At 64.9% G+C, this 19,920-nt stretch carries 17 protein-coding genes and 1 tRNA gene; 5 read left to right on the plus strand and 13 right to left on the minus strand.

The window, feature by feature from the left end; all coding sequences use genetic code 11:
* Nucleotides 1-25 precede the first annotated feature (25 nt).
* The 13 genes from TZ00_RS01395 to TZ00_RS01455 all read right to left on the minus strand — a co-directional run bounded on the left by TZ00_RS01395 (nucleotide 26) and on the right by TZ00_RS01455 (nucleotide 15,065).
* Nucleotides 26-1,288 (minus strand): acyltransferase family protein, encoded by a 1,263-nt coding sequence (locus tag TZ00_RS01395; protein WP_052521187.1) that lies wholly within the window; start codon nucleotides 1,286-1,288, stop codon nucleotides 26-28.
* Nucleotides 1,289-1,310: 22 nt separating this feature from the next.
* On the minus strand, nucleotides 1,311-1,502 hold the full coding sequence (locus tag TZ00_RS01400) for a PLDc N-terminal domain-containing protein (protein ID WP_044438718.1): 192 nt from the start codon (nucleotides 1,500-1,502) through the stop codon (nucleotides 1,311-1,313).
* 65 nt (nucleotides 1,503-1,567) lie between these two features.
* Nucleotides 1,568-2,479 carry a peptide chain release factor N(5)-glutamine methyltransferase gene (gene prmC, locus TZ00_RS01405; protein ID WP_044438720.1) on the minus strand — a complete coding sequence of 304 codons (912 nt, stop codon included), beginning with the start codon at nucleotides 2,477-2,479 and terminating at the stop codon, nucleotides 1,568-1,570.
* Nucleotides 2,479-3,561: a peptide chain release factor 1 gene (prfA, locus tag TZ00_RS01410; protein WP_044438722.1), complete on the minus strand. Its 1,083-nt coding sequence runs from the start codon at nucleotides 3,559-3,561 to the stop codon at nucleotides 2,479-2,481. Before prfA ends, prmC begins: the two co-directional genes overlap by 1 nt.
* 3 nt (nucleotides 3,562-3,564) lie before the next feature.
* Nucleotides 3,565-5,766 (minus strand): transcription termination factor Rho, encoded by a 2,202-nt coding sequence (rho, locus tag TZ00_RS01415; RefSeq protein WP_044438724.1) that lies wholly within the window; start codon nucleotides 5,764-5,766, stop codon nucleotides 3,565-3,567.
* 167 nt (nucleotides 5,767-5,933) lie between these two features.
* Nucleotides 5,934-6,866: a homoserine kinase gene (gene thrB / locus TZ00_RS01420; protein WP_044438726.1), complete on the minus strand. Its 933-nt coding sequence runs from the start codon at nucleotides 6,864-6,866 to the stop codon at nucleotides 5,934-5,936.
* A complete protein-coding gene (gene thrC, locus TZ00_RS01425; protein ID WP_044438728.1) occupies nucleotides 6,863-7,960 on the minus strand; it encodes a threonine synthase in 1,098 nt (365 codons plus the stop codon). The genes thrB and thrC overlap by 4 nt, the downstream gene beginning before the upstream one ends.
* A 4-nt stretch (nucleotides 7,961-7,964) precedes the next feature.
* On the minus strand, nucleotides 7,965-9,293 hold the full coding sequence (locus TZ00_RS01430) for a homoserine dehydrogenase (RefSeq protein WP_044438730.1): 1,329 nt from the start codon (nucleotides 9,291-9,293) through the stop codon (nucleotides 7,965-7,967).
* Complete coding sequence (gene lysA / locus TZ00_RS01435; protein WP_044438731.1) at nucleotides 9,290-10,723, minus strand: diaminopimelate decarboxylase; 1,434 nt, start codon at nucleotides 10,721-10,723, stop codon at nucleotides 9,290-9,292. Before lysA ends, TZ00_RS01430 begins: the two co-directional genes overlap by 4 nt.
* 119 nt (nucleotides 10,724-10,842) lie before the next feature.
* Nucleotides 10,843-11,760 carry a Vgb family protein gene (locus TZ00_RS01440; RefSeq protein ID WP_044438732.1) on the minus strand — a complete coding sequence of 306 codons (918 nt, stop codon included), beginning with the start codon at nucleotides 11,758-11,760 and terminating at the stop codon, nucleotides 10,843-10,845.
* Nucleotides 11,751-12,509, minus strand: coding sequence for an LmeA family phospholipid-binding protein (locus TZ00_RS01445; RefSeq protein ID WP_044438733.1), 759 nt, complete (start codon nucleotides 12,507-12,509; stop codon nucleotides 11,751-11,753). The genes TZ00_RS01440 and TZ00_RS01445 overlap by 10 nt, the downstream gene beginning before the upstream one ends.
* A gap of 20 nt (nucleotides 12,510-12,529) precedes the next feature.
* On the minus strand, nucleotides 12,530-14,209 hold the full coding sequence (gene argS, locus TZ00_RS01450; RefSeq protein WP_044438735.1) for an arginine--tRNA ligase: 1,680 nt from the start codon (nucleotides 14,207-14,209) through the stop codon (nucleotides 12,530-12,532).
* A gap of 61 nt (nucleotides 14,210-14,270) precedes the next feature.
* On the minus strand, nucleotides 14,271-15,065 hold the full coding sequence (locus TZ00_RS01455; RefSeq protein WP_044439274.1) for a transglutaminase-like domain-containing protein: 795 nt from the start codon (nucleotides 15,063-15,065) through the stop codon (nucleotides 14,271-14,273).
* Between the two features lie 112 nt (nucleotides 15,066-15,177).
* Here TZ00_RS01455 and TZ00_RS01460 point away from each other — a divergent pair.
* From TZ00_RS01460 to TZ00_RS01475, 5 genes are all read left to right on the plus strand, one after another.
* Nucleotides 15,178-15,249: transfer RNA gene (locus tag TZ00_RS01460), tRNA-Arg, on the plus strand.
* Nucleotides 15,250-15,677: 428 nt separating this feature from the next.
* A complete protein-coding gene (locus TZ00_RS20555; protein ID WP_084605836.1) occupies nucleotides 15,678-15,950 on the plus strand; it encodes a DUF3892 domain-containing protein in 273 nt (90 codons plus the stop codon).
* 561 nt (nucleotides 15,951-16,511) lie between these two features.
* Nucleotides 16,512-17,018, plus strand: coding sequence for a hypothetical protein (locus TZ00_RS01465; protein WP_152631049.1), 507 nt, complete (start codon nucleotides 16,512-16,514; stop codon nucleotides 17,016-17,018).
* Between the two features lie 418 nt (nucleotides 17,019-17,436).
* Nucleotides 17,437-18,132 carry a Pr6Pr family membrane protein gene (locus TZ00_RS01470; RefSeq protein WP_044438738.1) on the plus strand — a complete coding sequence of 232 codons (696 nt, stop codon included), beginning with the start codon at nucleotides 17,437-17,439 and terminating at the stop codon, nucleotides 18,130-18,132.
* A 32-nt stretch (nucleotides 18,133-18,164) separates the two neighbouring features.
* Nucleotides 18,165-19,919, plus strand: coding sequence for a pyruvate dehydrogenase (locus TZ00_RS01475; RefSeq protein ID WP_044438741.1), 1,755 nt, complete (start codon nucleotides 18,165-18,167; stop codon nucleotides 19,917-19,919).
* Nucleotide 19,920 lies beyond the last annotated feature (1 nt).

Below are 19,920 nucleotides of genomic sequence, written 5' to 3' on the forward strand. Positions count from 1 at the left end.
ATGATAGTCGGTGGGCCCTGAGCATTCAGACAACGACGCTCGGGGGAAGCATGCGGCGCAGGAGTTTGCGAGACGGCTCCTCGATGAATCGCCACAGTATCCAGGCGCTGAGCCATGCGGCTGCAGCTGTGGCGAGGCCCATTGCGAGCAGCGGCGGCCCTGAGTCGGCGTGAAGCCTCGACGCGGCGAGGAGTCCCGCTCCGATGATGAGGGGATGCACCAGATAGAAGGCGAACGACGCTCGTCCGGCCAAGAGAAACGGCCTCGTCGCAAGCAGCCTGGAGAGCGGATCGCGCGGGCAGATCGCAAGGCAGGCGATCAGGAGCACGAGCAGGGGAAGCACGATGATCGATTCGGCGGGCGCGATCATGTCGATGCCGTTGTGGAACTCCTCCTGACCAGCCCGTATGTTGTGCAGCGGGTCGTGGTAGGCCACGACCAGAAGAACGGCCACTGAGGCGGCCGCGGCCAGCGTGGCAAGAGGCATGCGCCGCACTCCCCCGACATTCTGCGGTTCGGGCGTCTCGCTGAGGTATCGGCGCAGAAGCAGACACAGCACGGCGCCGATCCAGAACTCGCCGAGAACCCGAATAGGCAGAACACCTGCTGCCGTCACGTAGCTGTCATTCGCGAAGAGGAAGATCGTGTCGTCCTGCATGCTGAGTCCCACGACAAGCACGGGCAGCATCAGCAGCACGATCACCGTGACCATGACACGTCGGGATGCGACGGCCGCGAATCGAGCGAGCGCGACGACTCCGACGGCGAAGGTGAGATACGCCATCCACTCCGCACTGACCGACCAGTCGACACCATTCCAGTCGAGCGTCGACGGGAACCAGCCGTTGAGCAGAGTGAGGTGCAGCAGCAGTCGCCCGGGATCGGCCTGAGCCAGGAACGAGGGGTCGCCCGACGAGAAGGCTTGGAAGATGAAATATGCCCCGAACAGCATGAGCACGAAGGCCGTGAGCGGCCAGACGCGCGCCAGCCGCAGCCAGATGAATCCGACTGCCGTGCGCCAGGTATACGCACTGGTCATCGTCGTCAGGTGGGTGTAGGTCAGGATGAATCCGCTGAGGATGAAGAAGAGGTCGACTCCGAGATACCCCGCCGACGCGAGGTGGATCACGAACTGCGTGAATGGCCCAGGTCCGAGTGCGTCGACGATCTCTGTGCGGAAGTGTCGAAGAAATACCCAGAATGCGGCCAAGGCACGGATACCCGTCAGGGCGCCGATCAGCGGAGCGCGGCGCACGGTCGCCTCGATCGCGGCGTCGGCTCTCGACATGTCTTTCGGTCTGGCCGAAGCTCTACCGGGTGACCTTGCCACGGCCGAAGAGCAGCCAGAGGATCGAACCGATCACAGAGGTCAGAAGCACCACGATCAACCACACCAGCTTGCCGACGAAACCGTGGTTCGGATTGCGCACGATGGAGATCACCGTCGCCACGAAGATGACGAACAGCACGAGGCTTCCGATAGTTGCGCTGATCGGTTCCATGATCACTCCTGATGTTCGAGGGACGGTGCCCGGTGGCATGCCGCCGACCAAGCATAGCTGCGGTATCAGCGCAGCGCGGTGGTGGCCCGGTCTCGTCCGGTGAGGTCGCGGTGAGTGGCGGTGGCATGCCAGCCATCGGCATCCAGTAGTTGCCTTATCTCGGCGCCCTGCAGCTCGCCGTGCTCGATCACCAGCACGCCTCCCGAATGCAGCAGCCGAAGACCAGTGCGTGACACGTTCCTGACGACGTCGAGGCCGTCTTCTCCACCGTAGAGCGCATGCTCGGGGTCGAAGAGACGAACCTCGGGATCGCGAGGGATCGCCTGGGCAGGAATGTACGGCGGGTTCGAGACGACGACGGACACGCGGCCGTCGAGCTCCGGCACTGCGTCGATCAGATCGATGAAGACCAGACGAGCGTTCGGGGCATCGACCCGGCGAAAGTTCTGCTTGGTCCAGACGAACGCGGCGGAGCTGTTCTCGACGGCAACTATCTGCGCGTGGGGAACCTCCGTCGCCAGCGACAGTGCGATCGCACCGCTTCCCGTTCCGAGGTCGACCGCGATGGGGCCATCCTCGCGCCGAGGATCGATGACGATCGAACGCAGGGAATCGATGGCCAGGCCGGCCACGAACTCGGTCTCAGGCCGAGGCACGAAGACGCCAGGGCCGACTTCGAGCTCGAGGTTGCGGAACCAGGCGACACCAGTGATGTGCTGAAGCGGCTCTCTCGCAGCGCGACGCTCGATCGCCTCGCTGATGGCCACTGCATCTTCGACACCGAGAGTCTTGTCGGTGATCGTCATTGCCTGAACCTGGCCGCGGCTCGCTCCGAGCACGAAGCCCACGAGAAGTTCGGCGTCGACCTGCGGATCTGCGACGCCGCTGCGAGCGAGCACGGCGATGCCGTGCTCGAGGAGGCTTCTGACCGTGGGCGGCCGGAGCGTTCCCGTCGGTTCGAGGACGACCGCGCTCATTAGTCGGCCGCTCCCCCGAGCTCCTGCAGACGAGCTTCCTCGTCGGCAGCGATGCACGACTCGATGACAGGCTCGAGGGCTCCGTTCATCACACCGTCGAGGTTGTACGCCTTGTAACCCGTGCGGTGATCCGCGATGCGGTTCTCTGGGAAGTTGTACGTGCGGATGCGCTCGGACCGATCCATCGTGCGGATCTGGCTCTTGCGAACCACGGATGCCGCCGCGTCGATCTCCTCCTGCTGGCGCGCGAGCACGCGGGCTCGCAGAACACGCATGCCGGCCTCACGGTTCTGCAGCTGGCTCTTCTCGTTCTGCATCGCCACCACGATTCCGGTGGGAAGGTGGGTGATGCGCACGGCCGAGTCGGTCGTGTTGACCGACTGACCGCCAGGCCCGGAGGACCGATAGACGTCGATCTTGAGATCGTTGGGGCTGATCTCCACCTCTTCGGGCTCGTCGACCTCGGGGAACACGAGCACGCCGGCGGCCGACGTGTGAATGCGCCCCTGCGACTCGGTAGCGGGAACGCGCTGCACGCGGTGAACGCCGCCCTCGTACTTGAGATGCGCCCAGACTCCCTGCGCCGGATCAGACGAAGAACCCTTGATCGCGAGCTGAACATCTTTGATGCCGCCAAGATCGCTCGAGGTCTGCTCGATGATCTCGGTCTTCCACTTCTTGCTCTCGGCGTAGTGCAGGTACATACGCAGAAGATCGGCCGCGAACAGTGCCGATTCGGCCCCGCCCTCGCCCATCTTGATCTCCATGATCACGTCGCGACCGTCGTTGGGGTCACGCGGAATCAGGAGGCGTCGGAGCCTCTCCTCGGCGACCGCGAGGTCAGCCGTGATTCCAGGGACCTCTTCGGCGAACGAGGCGTCTTCGGCGGCCATCTCCTGAGCGGCCTCGAGGTCGCTTTCGAGCTGCTGCCATTGACGGTAGGCCGCGATGATGCGACTGAGTTCCGCGTAGCGGCGATTGACCTTCTTAGACCGGGCAGGATCCGAGTGCAACGCGGGATCGGCGAGCTGCTCCTGCAACTCGTCATGCTCGGTCAGCAGTGTTTCAACTGACTCGAACATGTTCTACTTCTCCAGGTCGCGTCCGTTGTGACCCGCGGGAGCCGGCATCGTCTTCTGCACCTGCATAAGGAACTCGACGTTCGACGTCGTCTCCTTGAGACGGCCCAGAACGATCTCGAGCGCCTGCTGCTGGTCGACGCCGGCGAGGGCTCGACGCAGCTTCCACGTGATCTTGGTCTCGTCGACGCCCATCAGCAGTTCTTCGCGGCGCGTGGAGGATGCGTTGACATCGACGGCCGGGAAGATGCGCTTGTCGGCGAGCTGGCGCGAGAGGCGCAGCTCACTGTTGCCGGTGCCCTTGAACTCCTCGAAGATCACCTCGTCCATCTTCGATCCGGTCTCGACGAGCGCGGTCGCCAGAATGGTCAGCGATCCACCGTTCTCGATGTTGCGCGCGGCACCGAAGAAGCGCTTCGGCGGGTAGAGAGCGGATGCGTCGACACCGCCCGAGAGAATACGGCCGGATGCCGGCGAAGCCAGGTTGTACGCACGCCCGAGGCGGGTGATCGAGTCGAGCAGCACAACGACGTCGTGGCCCAGTTCGACCAGGCGCTTGGCGCGCTCGATGGCGAGCTCGGCGACCGTGGTGTGGTCTTCGGCGGGACGGTCGAAGGTCGAGGCGATGACCTCTCCCTTGACCGTGCGCTGCATGTCGGTGACCTCTTCGGGACGCTCATCGACGAGAACGACCATGAGGTGAACCTCGGGGTTGTTCGTCGAGATGGCGTTGGCGATCTGCTGCAGAACGATCGTCTTGCCGGCCTTCGGCGGCGCCACGATCAGGCCGCGCTGGCCCTTGCCGATGGGGGCCACAAGGTCGATGATGCGTTGCGTCAGCTTGCCTGGCTCGGTCTCGAGGCGCAGACGCTCCTGAGGGTAGAGCGGGGTCAGCTTGTTGAACTCGACCCGGTTCGCCGCTTCGTCGATGGGGAGCCCGTTGATGGACTCGATCTTGACGATCGCGTTGTACTTCTGGCGTCCGTTGCCGTCGCCCTCGCGCGGCTGGCGGATCGAACCGACGACCGCATCGCCCTTACGCAGGTTGTACTTCTTGACCTGTCCGAGCGAGACGTAGACATCGTTGTTGCCCGGCAGGTAGCCGCTCGTGCGCACGAATGCGTAGTTGTCGAGGATGTCGAGGATTCCGGCGACAGGAATCAGAACGTCGTCTTCGCTGATCTCGGGCTCGAGGTCGTCGTTGCCCGTCTGTCCACGACGCTTGCGGTCGCGGTAGCGGTTGCGCGCACTGCGGTCGGCACGGCCGTCTTCGTCGAGAGCAGGTCCGTTCGAATCGCTGCGGTCATTCTGGGCACGATCGTTCTGGGCGCGATCGTTCTGAGGGCGCTCGACCTGGTTTCGACCGTTCTGGCCGCGACCGTTCTGGCCGTTCTCGTCCTGAACGCGACCGTTGCGGCCGTTCTCGTTCTGGGCTCGATCGCCCTGACCGCGTGCAGCACCCGAGCGCTCGGTGTTCTGCGCAGCGTCGGCGGACTGCTCGGGGGTGCTCTGCCTGTCTTGGTTGCCACCGCGATCACGGTTGCGGTTGCGGTTGCGGCCTTGGCGACCGCCCTGCTCACGGGGCAGTTCCGAGCGCGACTCATCGGTGTCGCTCGACGGAGCATTCTCCGTTGCGCGCGGCTCCGAAGCACGAGCGTCTTTATCTGCTGCGCGACCGCGGGTGACGGGCGGGAGGAGAGCGGAGAGCTCGTCGCTCTTGGCGTTCACGTGCGATACGGCCGAGACGCGAGTCTCCGACTCGACCGCGCCGGCGCCATCGACAGACTTGGCACGGCGGGGGGCACGCTTGCGCGGAGCAGAAGTGTCGGTCTGCGGCCGCTCGACCTCGACGGCCTCGTCGACGGGAACGATGTCGTTCAGCGGCGCTGCGACGAAGGCGTCGGCAAAGGCGGCATCGACAATAGTGCCGTCTGAGGTCTCTGTGTTCTCCGAAACCTCGACGAGGGTCGGCTGCTCCGCCGACGGCTCTGCAGGCGAGGAGACGACGGACTCGTCTGCGGTCGCCGCGGGAGCGGCGGAGTCGGCTGCCTGGCGCTCGGTGATGGCCTGCACCAGTTCGCCCTTGCGGAGTCTGGCGGCACCGTTGATGCCGAGGGACTGGGCGAGGGCCTGGAGCTCAGCGACCTTGAGGCCGGTGAGAGCTGTGGGGGTTTCCGCGCCCGGAGCGCGGAGATTGACGTCAGTCACGTGTGTGGGGTTTCCTTCCACTGCTGTCCGCTCCGAACCTGAAGCCGGGGCGGTACTAAGCAGAGAGCTGTCCGTGTACGAGGCGTATGGGCGAGAGGTGCTGAGCCAGTACGCGTAAGTCGCGGGGCAGCGATGAGTGTGAGATTGCTACCGGGTACGAGCTTGGATCAAGCCGCTTCAACCGGATGCGTGACCACTGTAGCACCTTTGAAGTCGACAGCCAGAACGAGTGACTTCCACGGTGTGGCCGACTCCGACTCGACGAGCTCGACGGCGGCGAGACGCTGGGCCGGATCACTGCACAGCACCAGGATGCTCGGGCCGGCTCCAGACACGACGGCCGGGAAGCCCTGCTCGCGTAAGAGGCCGATGAGGCGCGACGTGTCGGGCATGGCTTCGGCCCGGTAGTTCTGGTGCAGACGGTCTTCCGTCGCCGCCAGCAAGAGCTCAGGGCTCTGGATGAGCGCCGCGATCAGAAGCGTCGAGCGCGACACATTGAAGATGGCGTCGGCGTGCGGCACCGATTCGGGCTGCAGGCTGCGAGCGAGGGCGGTCGACATCGTGGCCTGGGGAACCAGTACAAGAGGAGAAACGCCACGGTGAACGATCAGTTTCTTGAACTGCGGCCCCTCCGCCGTTACCCACGCGATGGTGAGTCCGCCGAACAGACAGGGCGCGACGTTGTCGGGGTGCCCTTCCATCTCCGTAGCCAGTGCGAGCAGACCGAGCGCGTCGATCTCGACGATGCCTTCGAGCAGGCCCTTGGCTGCCATGATGCCCGACACGATGGCAGCACCGGACGACCCGAGGCCGCGCCCGTGCGGAATGACGTTGTGCGCTACGAGGTCGAGTCCCGGCAAGGGCTGGTCGTAGGCAGCAAACGCGTGGGCGATCGCTCGCACCACCAGATTGGACTCGTCGGTGGGAACCTCGCCCTCTCCGACGCCCGTGACCTGCACGGTCGCTCCAGGCTGTTCTCGCACGGTGACCGTCAGTTCGTCGTAGAGCGCGAGGGCCAGACCGAGGGTGTCGAATCCCGGGCCGAGGTTCGCCGTCGTGGCCGGAACCTTGACGGTCACCGAGCGGCCGGCAAGGCTCACGAGTCGGCTTTCGACAGACCGAGCACACCGGCGATCTCGTCGGTGTCGACGGCCACCGATGTGGGCGTCACGTCGGAGCCGTCTGCGGTCTTGAGCGCCCACTGCGGGTCTTTCAGACCGTGACCCGTCACGGTGAGAACCACAACGGCTCCCTTTCCGATCACTCCGGCGTCGGCGCGCTCGAGCAGGCCTGCAACGCTGATCGCGGAGGCGGGCTCGACGAAGATTCCGACCTCGGCCGAAAGGATGCGGTATGCCTCGAGGATCTTATCGTCGTCGATGGCGCCGAAGTAGCCGTCGTTGGCCTCACGAGCAGCGAGGGCGAGTTCCCACGATGCCGGGTTTCCGATGCGGATAGCCGAGGCGATCGTCTCGGGGTTGCGAACGATCTCGCCGCGAACGATCGGAGCGCTGCCCGAAGCCTGGAAGCCGAACATGCGCGGCAGCTTCGTGGTCTCGCCGCGAACGAGTTCTTCGGAGTATCCGCGCGAGTAGGCCGTGTAGTTGCCGGCGTTGCCCACAGGAACGATGTGGAAGTCGGGAGCGTCGCCCAGAACCTCGACGACCTCGAACGCAGCCGTCTTCTGGCCTTCGATGCGGTCGGGGTTCACCGAGTTCACGAGGTGCACCGGGTAGTTCTCTGCCAGATCGCGCGCGATGTCGAGGCAGTCGTCGAAGTTGCCTCGAACCTGCAGCAGCTCCGCGTTGTGCGCGATGGCCTGGCTCAGCTTGCCGAGCGCGATCTTGCCCTCGGGAACGAGAACGGCCGCCGTGATGCCGGCGTGCGTGGCGTAGGCCGCTGCGGAGGCCGAGGTGTTGCCGGTGGAGGCGCAGATGACGGCCTTGGCGCCGTGCTCGACGGCCTTCGAGATGGCCATCGTCATGCCGCGGTCCTTGAAAGAGCCGGTCGGGTTCATTCCTTCGAACTTCACGTAGACCTGGGCGCCTGTGCGAGCAGACAGCGCGGGTGCGGGGATGAGGGGCGTGCCGCCCTCTCCGAGCGTCACGATGGGGGTCGCCTCCGAGATGTTGAGACGGTCCGCGTACTCGTGCAGCACTCCGCGCCACTGACGGGATGCTCGTGTGGTGCTCACGGGATTATGCTCCTTCAACTCTCAAGACGGATTCGACCCGCACGACGACCTGCTGGTCTGCGATGTCGGCCACCGTACGCGACAGTGCGCGCTCGCTGGCCACGTGCGTGACAATGACAAGGGTAGCGGTGCCGGAGGACTCCGATGTTCCGGACTCCACCGAAGCGATCGACTGCTGCACCGCCTCGACAGAAACGCCGTGCTCGCTGAACAGCGAGGCGATGCGCGCGAGAACACCCGGAGCATCCGACACCTCGAGTGTGATCTGGTAGCGGGTGCTGACGCTGTCGATCGGAAGGATCGTGAGGTTCGCGTGCGTCGTCTCTGCGACGCCGGGTCCACCGGCGACGTGGCGACGTGCGGCGGAGACCACGTCGCCGAGCACCGCGGACGCGGTCTCGATTCCGCCGGCCCCGGCACCGTAGAACATCAGGTCGCCGGCGGCCTCGGCCTCGACGAACACGGCATTCTTGCCGCCGTGCACGGTGGCCAGCGGATGCCGGCGAGGGATCAGTGCAGGATAGACCCGAGCCGATACGCCGTCGACGCCGGAGGCAGGGTCTGTGATGCGTTCGCAGATGGCCAGCAGCTTCACCACATAGCCGGCCTTCTGGGCCTGACTCACCTGAGCAGCGGTGATCTGCGTGATGCCCTCGCGGTGAACCGCCTCGACCGGAACCTCCGTGTGGAACGCGAGGCGCGCGAGAATCGCCGCCTTCTGCGCGGCGTCGTAGCCTTCGATGTCGGCGGTGGGGTCGGCTTCGGCATACCCGAGCTCTGTAGCGACGGCCAGGGCGTTCTCGAACGTGTCGCCCTCGACATCCATCTTGTCGAGAATGAAGTTCGTCGTGCCGTTGACGATGCCCAGGATGCGCTTGACCCGGTCTCCGGCGAGAGACTCGCGAAGCGGGCGGATGATGGGAATGGCACCCGCGACCGCTGCCTCGTAATAGACCTGGGCGCCCACCTGCTCCGCGGCGGCCTGCAGCTCGGGTCCGTGAGCCGCCAGCAGGGCTTTGTTGCCGGTGACGACGTCGGCGCCCGAATTGAGGGCGTGCAGAATGTAGCTGCGCGCGGGCTCGATACCGCCCATCAGCTCGATCACGATGTCGGCCGATTCGATCAGACCCATCGCATCGGTCGTGAAAAGAGCGGGGTCGATGGGTGCCGTGCGGGGGGCGTCGACATCGCGCACCGCGATTCCGATGAGGTCGAGGCCGGCACCGACTCGCGACGCGAGTTCGTCGTGGTGTTCGGTGAGCAACGTCGCCACCTGGGCACCGACGGAACCGGCTCCCAGCAGGGCTACTCGGAGGTTGCGGTAGGCGATCATGATGCTCCTGATTCGTCGGATGCGACACCCGTGTCGCGTGCAAGAAGGTCGTGCTCGGTCTCACCCCGGATGAGGAGGCGCGCCTCGCCGTTGGCGACGGCCACGACGGGCGGGCGACCGACGATGTTGTAGTTGCTCGCCAGCGCCCAGCAGTATGCCCCGGTGGCGGGAACGGCCAGCAGATCGCCGGGAGCCACATCGCCCGGAAGATAGTCGGCATAAACGACGATGTCGCCTGATTCGCAGTGCTTGCCTGCGACGCGAACGAGGGCAGCATCGGCATCGGATGCGCGGTCCACGATTCGCACGGAATAGTCGGCACCGTAGAGGGCCGGGCGGGCGTTGTCACTCATGCCGCCGTCGACGCTCACGTAGCGCCGCAGGGCCGTCTCTCCCGACGCTTCGTCGGGCAGAGTGACGTCGACGTCTTTGATCGTGCCCACGCTGTACAGAGTCACTCCCGCGCCGCCGACGATCGTGCGCCCGGGTTCGAAGGCGACGACGGGCAGAGCGATACCGAGCTTCGCGCACTCCGCAGCGACGATGTCGGCGATGCGGGCGGCCAGCTCGGCGATGGGCGTCGGGTCGTCGGCCGTCGTGTACGCAATGCCGAATCCTCCCCCAAGATTGAGTTCGGGCACCGGGCCGTCTTCGAGGAGCTTCGCCTGCAGCGAGAGAAGCCGCGCTGCCGATTCGGCGAAACCGTCGGCTCCGAAGATCTGCGAGCCGATGTGGCAGTGCAGCCCGAGAAAGGTCAGGCCGGCATGTGAACGGATCGTTCGCACTGCCGCCTCGGCCCGTTCGAGCGGGAACCCGAACTTCTGGTCTTCGTGGGCGGTCGCGAGAAAGTCGTGCGTGTGGGCGTGCACTCCACTATTGACCCGCAGTCTGACCGCCTGCACCTTGCCCAGCCGGGCCGCGGCATCCGCCACGCGCTCGATCTCGATCTCGCTGTCGATCACGATCGTTCCCACCCCGGCGGCGACGGCACGCTCGATCTCATCGACCGACTTGTTGTTGCCGTGCATGCCGATGTGGGCGGCATCCACTCCGCCGGCCAGCGCGACGGCGAGCTCTCCGCCCGAACACACGTCGACCCCGAGGCCTTCGTCGCTGACCCAGCGGGCCACAGCCGTGCTGAGAAACGCCTTGCCTGCGTAGTAGACCTTCGCCCGCGTTCCGATGCGCTCGAACTGCGATGAGAAGGCTGCAAGAGTCTCGCGGGCCCGCGAGCGGACGTGCTCCTCGTCGAGGATGTACAGCGGAGTTCCGTACTGACGGGCGAGATCGGGAGCGAGAACTCCCCCGATGGAGAGCACCCCGCGCTGATCGCGGAGCGCACTCGATGGCCACACGGCCGGAGAGAGGGCGTTCGCATCGACGGGCACAGAGAGCCAATCGGGGGCAAGCGGATTTGCGACAGAGGTCATGGAGGATCCTGACGTGCGATCGATCGTCCCGGCACGGGACCAATGGTCGGGTGGGGGCGAGCGAACCCGGATTGGTTCCTGAAGCCTTCGCGCGCCCGCAGAAGGGCGACAGCAGAATACTACTGGATGTCTGCCGCGAGGCTTCCGGGGTCGGCAATGTAGAGGAGGTCACCGGAATCCAGAGCCACCCAGAGCTCACCGACCGCGGAGAGTGCAATAGCCACCGGGGCGCCTCGCTCGCCGGGCACAGCGATCATCGCAGCGCGACCCTCGCCGTCGACGTGGCCGATCGCGTCGACTCCGTCGATCGTGAACCAGCACCCGTCCGCTGCGTCGGACGCGACGCGCACCGGACGCCATAAGGGCTCGGGCAGAACGAACTCCGTGATCGCACCGCTGCGCCCGACACGGCCGACGACGCGACGGGCGGGATCGGCGAACCAGAGGCATCCGTCGTCACCGATACTCACCGACGTCGGCGCAGCCGACGTGTCGTCGAACTCCACCAGAGAGGGCAGTGAGTCGCCGCCCCTGGCATGGGCGATCGCTCCAGCACCGGGAAGAGCGAACCAGACGGATGAGCCGTTCGATGCGATGGATGCGGGTTCTCCGCCAGGCACACCCGTATCGAATTCCGTCACCCGCCCCAGGATGTCGACGTGGCCGACGGCATCCGCTCGCTCTTCGACGAACCACGCACTGCCGTCGTGCTGCCCGACGATGCCGGCGGGTGCGGCGCCGAAAGTGACCGTGGCCGACCATACGACACCGGTGGAATCGAGTCTCAGGATGCGATCGGACGCCCGATCGGTGACCCAGACGGAGTCGTGTGTCGCGGCGGCGATCGAGTGGGCTTCGGCTGTTTCGCCGCCGAGGGCAATCCTGCGCTGCTCACCATCGGGTGCCACGCGCACGACGACGCCGGTCGCAGCGAGCGCGCACCACACGGCGCCGTCCGAGGTGACTTCGAGGTCTCGGAGCCCGTCTGCCGGAGCGGCGACGCGGTGAATGACCGACGACGGCGCGCTCACGGGCATGTTCCCACTGTGCGAAGGCTCGCCTCGTCGACGGTGAAATCGGATGCGCCGAGGGTGACCGTGGCGGAGCCGGGGACGATCGACAGGGATTTCAGCTCGACTCCCTGCGGCAGGTAGTTCGCGACGCAGAGAGGAATCGACCTGTCGAGGACCGCGTTCAACGCACCCGACGCGTCGACCACGGCGGAACCCGCGGTCAGCTTGGCCGTCTCGGGCGTCAGCACGACGGAGTCGGCGGTGACCGACACGCCCGCCGTGACCAGATAGTGGAGGCTGAGCCCGAGGAGGGTGATCGAGCCGTCGTAGCCCACGGCTTGGTTGTCAAGCGTCAACGCGGCCGAGCCGGGAACCTCGATGACGCTGTTCACAGCGTCTTCGCTGAGCGTAAGGCGTGCCGACACGGCTCCCACCGGTTTCGACAGGTCGGTGGGAACTCCCGTAGCCACGACGTGGGCATCGACCGGGACGCCGTCCACCGAGAGCCCGGGAGCATCGAGAGTCACCTGATCGAAGCTGCCCGACAGATACTGCTGCAGAAACGAGAAACCACCGATCTTCACGTCGATCTTTCCGTCGACGGTGTCGGGCAGGCTCGACGCCATCTCGGAGCTCGCCTTCTCCTCGGCATACGCACGCAGTCCGACGTCTGCTACGACGATCGCAGCGATGAGAACGAGCACGACCGACAACGCGACGAAGATCCCGGTCTTGCGTCGGCGAGGCACGGCACTCTCTCCGCCGACTGTCATAGGCTCCCCCACCACACCAGCTACATCCGTTCCGGAGCGGAGACACCCAGAAGGTCGAGTCCGTTGCGGATGACCTGTCCCGTCGCGTCGTTCAGCCACAGACGGGTGCGGTGCAGATCGCTGATGGGCTCCTCGCCCAAAGGCAGCACGCGTGCCTGCGAATACCAGCGGTGGTAGTGACCGGCGACCTCTTCGAGGTAGCGCGCAATGCGATGCGGCTCGCGCAGTTCGGCGGACTTCTGCACGATCCGCGGAAACTCCTGAAGCGATCCGAGCAGCTCGGTCTCGGACTCGTGCGAAAGCAACGACGGGTCGAAGGCGGAGCGCTCCACACCGGCCGCGGCGGCATTACGTGCAACCGAACGGGTGCGCGAATGGGCGTACTGCACGTAGAAGACCGGGTTGTCGTTGGTCTTCGACCGCAGCACGTCACCGTCGAGTGACAGCGGCGAATCCGCGGGATACCGAGCGAGCGAGTAGCGCAGCGCATCGGCACCGACCCACTCCAGCAGGTCATCGAGTTCGATGATGTTGCCGGCACGCTTCGAGAGCTTGGCTCCGTTGAGGTTCACCAGCTGGCCGATCAGCACCGAGATGTTCACGTTCGGGTCGTCGCCAGCGGCGGCGGCCAGGGCCTTGAGTCGGCCGACGTAGCCGTGGTGGTCTGCGCCCAGAAGATAGATCTTCTCGGTGAAGCCGCGGTCCTTCTTGCTGAGGTAGTAGGCGGCGTCGGCCGCGAAGTAGGTGACAACGCCGTTGCCGCGCGTGAGCACCCGGTCTTTGTCGTCGCCGAAATCGGTGGTTCGCACCCACACGGCGTCATCCGCCTCGAACACGTGGCCCTGGGCGCGCAGCCTGTCAGCCGCGTCGTCGATGAGGCTGCGCCCGGTGGTCGGGTCGACCGCGTGCAGCGTGCGCTCGGAGAAGAAAACGTCGAAGTGAACGTGGAAACGTTCGAGCGAGTCTTTGATCTCTTCGAGCTGCTTGAGGTAGCCGAGATCGCGCGCGAGCGCCACGGCCTCATCGAGCGGAAGCTCGAGCAGGTTCGGCGCGCTCTCGAGCACGTGCTTCGCGAGTTCGCCGATATAGGCGCCGGGGTACCCCTTCTCCGGCATCGGCTCGCCCTTGGCGGCCGCCAGGATCGACAGGCCGAAGTTGTCCATCTGATTGCCGGCGTCGTTGATGTAGTACTCGGTCGCGACCACGGCACCGGATGCGCGCAGCACGCGGGCGATCGCGTCGCCGAGTGCGGCCCACCGGGTGTGGCCGAGGTGCAGCGGCCCCGTCGGGTTCGCCGAGACGAACTCCATGTTCACCGAGAGCCCCGCCAGGGAGTCGTTATGTCCGTATGCGTCGCCCGCATCGACGATCTGCCGAGCGATCTCGGCAGCGGCCGCGACGTCGAGCGTGATGTTGATGAATCCCGGACCCGCGACATCCACCGACGCCACACCGGGGATCGCCTCGATCTCGGGCGTGATCTCTGCGGCGAATGCGCGAGGGTTCGTGCCGAGGCGCCCAGCGAACTTCATGGCCACATTCGATGCCCAGTCTCCGTGGTCGCGGTTTCGCGGTCGCTCCAGAGCGAGATCGGCGATCGTGACGGCACCGTCGGGAACGGCCTCTCCGGCGGCGCGGCGCCGCTCGATGCGGGCGGTCACGATATCGAAGAGGGCGAGGGAGAGCTGTTCGGGAGTCACGAGCGTCGATCTTACCGTTCGGCCCGCACCCACCGTCGTGCCCCGGAGCCCCTGATCGGCGTCAGCGCAACTGCACCAGCTGGGTCACGTCGTCGGTCGGCAGCTCGTCGACGGTCGCCGTCACCTCGAGCTCGGTCAGAGTCAGGAGGCCGTCGTGGTTCGTGAGAAACGCGGTGTCGGCCGCGTCGCGTCCCGTGGAGATACGCACGAGACTCTGCCTCGGGGCCAGGGCCGTCGCATCCACGATGTGCCAGGCGCCGTCGACGAATGCCTCGGCCACGGCGTGGAAGTCCATGGGATCGAGCCCCGGCGCGTACACGGCCACAAGTCGCGCGGGCACGTCGAGTGCGCGGAGCAGAGCCACGACGAGGTGCGCATAGTCACGGCAGACTCCCTGCCTGGCGAGCAGCGTTCGAACCGCTCCGTCGGTGGGCAGGCTCGAGCCCGGAACGTAGCTCAGCTTGTCGCCGACCCATGAGCTGACGCCGTCGAGCAGCGCCCGGCCTTTCAAACCAGCGAACTCGGAGACGGCAGTGGGAAGCAGGATGTCGGACTCGCAGTACCGACTCGGCTTGAGATAGGTGATGCGGTCGAGCGCCGTGATGGCGGCCGGCACCGCCTCCCCCGTCACTGTCGCCCAGTAGTCCATGGTCAGGGTTCCCGCACCCACCGTGAACTGGTGCAGCCGCGTGCCGTGCAGATCGCTGATCTCCACCGGAGTAATGCTGCTGTCGCCGTAGCGGAAGTCGAGGGTCTCAACCTCCCTAGTGATGCCTTCGGCGACCGACGCGGCGAAGACCATCGTCACGGGGCTGTCGATACGAACGGCGATGTGGGCTGAGACGGAGCGCTTCATGGGATGCATCATGCCATCCGAATGTTTCGAGATCATGTTGCGTGCGCGGCCACCGCGAGCCGCCAATCGGGCGCGCCGCGATGTGCCGCTTCTGGTAGGTTTTCTGGAGTACGCCCTCGTAGCTCAGCGGAAGAGCGCTTCCCTCCGAAGGAATAGGTCGCTGGTTCAAATCCAGTCGAGGGCACACAGCTCCCCCGGAGGCATACCAGATTCCCCATTTTTGAAACACTGCTGAATCGGCCGCTCAGCCAAGAGCGGCGCCACTGCCAACCAGCATCGCGTCCGGCACGTCGGTCCGTCTTCGCTTTGCATAAGACGCTACTCAGTGGACGGCGCCGAATAGTCAACCCACTTCCGCTTCGCCGCCGTCGAAGACAAACAGACTCGCCCCGGCTGTGGCCCAGCGACGCTCTGGATCAAGCATGGTCTGTAGGACGTCCAACCCAGCCTCACTCGTCCATGCTCGGATGCAGCCGCGTTCTTCGTCTGTGTCAATCGACACCGGCGAGATCCTCCTCAGGAACTTCCGGCTACAAAGGCTTGGCAATTCGGTCCACAACTGTCAGGCTAATCAAAACTTAATGTAGCGTTTCTGAAGCTTGGGGGCTTTGTGTGTACGAGATCATAGGTATTCAGGTTGCGCAGCAACCTCCGCGTCTGGACACCATCACTGACTACTATTTCCAAGGTCGAAACGGCGAGACTTCTCAATGGATGACCAAACTCCAGGGGGTTGCATACGTCCGCCAAAATCCTTCGACGGTTTATGTGAGCGGAGGCGGTTCATCCGCATTCGTCGACGTGGTGGAATCAAACGTTCCGTACCTGCGGACGAGGGCGGACGGAACCCAGTCTGACAACCTCCTCTCGCTCCCTGTTTACTAGCGAGCGGCCACGCACGCTGAATCAACCTTCGTATGATGAACCTGCCGACCCGACGCCATCAGTCCCTGAGATAGCGTCGACGATTCATGATGGTGCTTAGACAATTCCTCGATGACACGCCTACCAGTACACGAAGCTGCTCATGGTTGTGACATAGGTGCTGGTGGAAGACCCCCTTCTGAGGCGTGTCATCGAGGAATTGTCTAGTGACCACTATTGATGGATATTTTGATACCTAAGACGTGGAGAATCCACGCGTGGATTATCCAGATGTAGTCAGTCTCGGAAGTGCTAAACCTGCCTATGTCTCCGTGCCGGGGAAACCGAGATGCAGACTCCGACAGGTGGCTCATACCCCTTGGCTCCTTGCCGCGAGTTCGGAACTGTGAGCGCAGCCCGGGGCCAGCATCGGGACCCTGAACTAACCGCCAGCGATCGGAACCGGCGGAAGCCGCAACGATTTCTCCAACGGTGAACTGGCGACACGACCTCGAAATTCGTCGAGACAGGCCGCATGATCGGTGCGAGGGGCCACGGTTGGCTTTCAGATACAGTCGCGTTGTGAGCGATCAAATCTTGAATGCCCTTACTCCGATCGCCGCAGGTAGCCTTCTCACGCTGATTGTTACTTGGCTCACAAACTGGCAGGCAGACAGACGTGCGGCCAAGCGGGAAGCGATGAACTACATGCGTTTGCGCGAGGATGCCTCCCGGCTCGAGGCCCGGGAACGCGTAGAACAGATTCTCGACACGCTCAACGACGCAATCTCGCAACCTCGTGGGGCAACGACGGATGGATGGCTCAAGTGGATGACCACCGAGCAGATTCGCGGCATCAACAACGCTGTCCACTGGATTCCTGATGCCGCCACCCGCGGAGCCGTTCAAGACGGAATTTCAGTCTTCGCTATTGGGTCGGCGCTCGACAAACTCCACGACGCAGAGAAGATAATTGTCCTCAACGCGGTCCGTGAGATTGTTGCAGCCTACGTTCGCGGCGATGCCATCCCCCAAGCTGAAGTATTCCGAATCTCAGTGGCGATGGATCGGGTCTACAAAGACGACTAGCCAGTTCGACTTCGGCGCAAAGCCCCAAGCTGACGCCGTCGTTCTCAATCGCTTCAAATAGAAGTGCTCGTGGCCCTTCGGAATCGTGCAGGGGCAGCCGTGATCCGACCATGACCCATGCCAAGCCCGCCGAATTCACGACAGCGAGCCCCATCGTCGGCATCTGGCGGTTCTTGCGGGGAGAATACACAAGGTCGCCAGGCTCGTGGGAGCCGTGATGACAGAGGGGGATAGGGTTACGCCAAAGTCGACGAGGCATATTGGCGCTCAGGGAGCTACCATGGATAACGTTCTTTCGCAGGCCCTCCGAAGGAATAGGTCGCTGGTTCAAATCCAGTCGAGGGCACACAGCTCCCCCGGAGCGCACGGAGCTTTCTGGAAAGCACAGCGCGGTCGCGTCGAAGGAGATGACACCGGCATGAGGATCCTCTTCGCGGTTCTGCGCACAGTCGTGGCCGTCGCCATCATCGCCGCCATCGTCGGGCAGCTGATCACGAGCCTGGCCTTCTGGTCGTCGAGAGACGTCACGAACGTCGGCAGCAACATCGTGAATTTCTTCAGCTTCTTCACCATCGAGTCGAACATCGCCGCGATCGTCGTTCTCGCCATCGGCGCATACGTCCTCATCGCTCGACGCGGCGCCGACCCCGAGTGGTTCCAGGTGACCCGCGCCGCGGTCGTGACGTACATGGTCGTCACCGGCATCGTCTACAACCTGCTTCTGCGCGGCATCGAGCTTCCCCAGGGCGCGACGCTCGAATGGTCCAACGAGATCCTGCACGCCGTCGCTCCCGCCTACCTTCTGATCGACTGGATCCTCGCGCCCGGTCGCCGGCCGCTCGGAGCTCGACGAATCGGAATCGTTCTGATCTATCCCCTGGCCTGGGTGGTCTACACCCTCGTGCGCGCTCCCTTCGTCGTCGACCAGGTCGCCTCGACCGACTACTGGTACCCGTATCCGTTCCTCAACCCGAACACCTCACCCCAGGGCTACGTGTCGGTCGCGTTCTACGTGGTTCTGATCGCCGCGGTGATCGGCCTGACCGCGGCCGGGGTGCTCTGGATCTCCCGGCGGTGGCCTCGCGCTGCAGCGGAGACTCGACAGGCGTCCTAGCCCCGTTCAGCCGCGCACGGTTAACTGGGGCCATGGCCAGAACCGTTGCAGACCAGCTCATCGCCCAACTCATCGACGCGGGGGTGCACCGCATCTACGGCATCGTCGGAGACAGTCTCAATCCGGTCGTCGACGCCGTGCGCCGCACCGGAGGATCCGCCAAGGGCGGCATTGACTGGATCCACGTGCGCAACGAGGAGGCTGCGGCCTTCGCTGCCGGAGCCGAGGCACAGCTCACCGGTCGCCTCGCCGTGTGCGCCGGCAGCTGCGGGCCGGGAAACCTGCATCTCATCAACGGCCTGTTCGACGCTCACCGATCGGGCGCACCCGTTCTGGCAATCGCGAGTCACATCCCGAGCGTCGAGATCGGCAGCTCCTACTTTCAAGAAACCCACCCCGACCGCCTGTTCGTGGAGTGTTCGAACTACTGCGAGCTCGTCTCGACGGCCGTGCAGGCGCCGCGCGTCGTGAACTCGGCCATCCGGCACGCGACCGGACTCGGCGGCGTGGCCGTCGTGTCGCTGCCCGGCGATGTCGCCGAACTGGATGCCGTGGGCTCGGCCCCGGCATTCGTTCTGCCCCGCAGACCCGCGATCGTGCCCGACGCCCAGGACGTCGCCGCCCTGGCCAACGCGATCAATGAAGCGAAGACGGTGGCCATCTTCGCGGGAGCCGGAGTGGAAGGCTCGCACCACGAGGTCGTGGCGTTCGCCGATCTGCTGGCCGCTCCCGTGGGCCACACGATGCGCGGCAAGCAGTGGATTCAGTACGACAACCCCTTCGACGTCGGCATGACCGGATTGCTCGGCTACGGTGCAGCACACGCCGGAATCCACGACGCTGAACTGCTGATTCTGCTCGGCACCGACTTTCCGTACGAGCAGTTCCTGCCCGACGGCTCGAAGATCCAGATCGCGCAGATCGATGCGGATGTGTCGCATCTCGGGCGGCGGGCAAGCGTGACGCACGCGATCCACGGCGACGTCGCATCCACCCTGGCCGCCCTCACACCGCTCGTTCGGGGCGAACGCGACCGCAGCTTCCTCGAGAAGACGCTCAAGCGGCACCACAAGCTGCTCGACTCGGTCGTCGGCACGTACACCGACGTCGACAAGACCGTGCCGATCCATCCGGAATTCGCCGTGACCGTGCTCGACGAGCTGCTGGCCGACGACGCCATCGTCACCGCAGACACCGGCATGGGCAACGTCTGGCAGGCACGCTACATCACCCCCAACGGGCGGCGCCGGTTGATCGGATCGTATCTGCACGGGTCGATGGCCAACGCGGTGCCCCAGGCCATCGGCGCACAGTCGGCATATCCGGATCGCCAGGTCGTCACGATCTCGGGCGATGGAGGGCTGTCGATGCTGCTCGGCGAATTGGTGACCATCGCCGCGTACAAGCTGCCCGTCAAGGTGGTCGTGTTCAACAACTCCACCCTCGGCCTCGTGAAGCTCGAGATGTTCGTCGACGGCTATCCCGACTTCGGTGTGGATGTGCCCGGCGTCGACTACGCCGCCGTCGCCTCGGCGCTCGGCTTCTTCTCCTGTCGCGTCGAGGATCCTCAGGATCTGCGCGGGGCCCTGACCGAGGCCTTCGCCCACAACGGGCCGGCATTGGTCGACATCGCCACCGATCCACTCGCCCTGTCGCTGCCACCGACCATCACCGCCAAGCAGGTCACCGGATTCGGACTCGCCATGTCGAAGCTCGTACTGAACGGCGGCGTCGGTGAAGCCATGCGAATGGCCCGTTCGAACATCAAGCACGTTCCGGGTCTGTGAG

The sequence above is a fragment of the Agreia bicolorata genome (assembly GCF_000938265.1).
Classification (GTDB): Bacteria; Actinomycetota; Actinomycetes; order Actinomycetales; family Microbacteriaceae; genus Agreia; species Agreia bicolorata.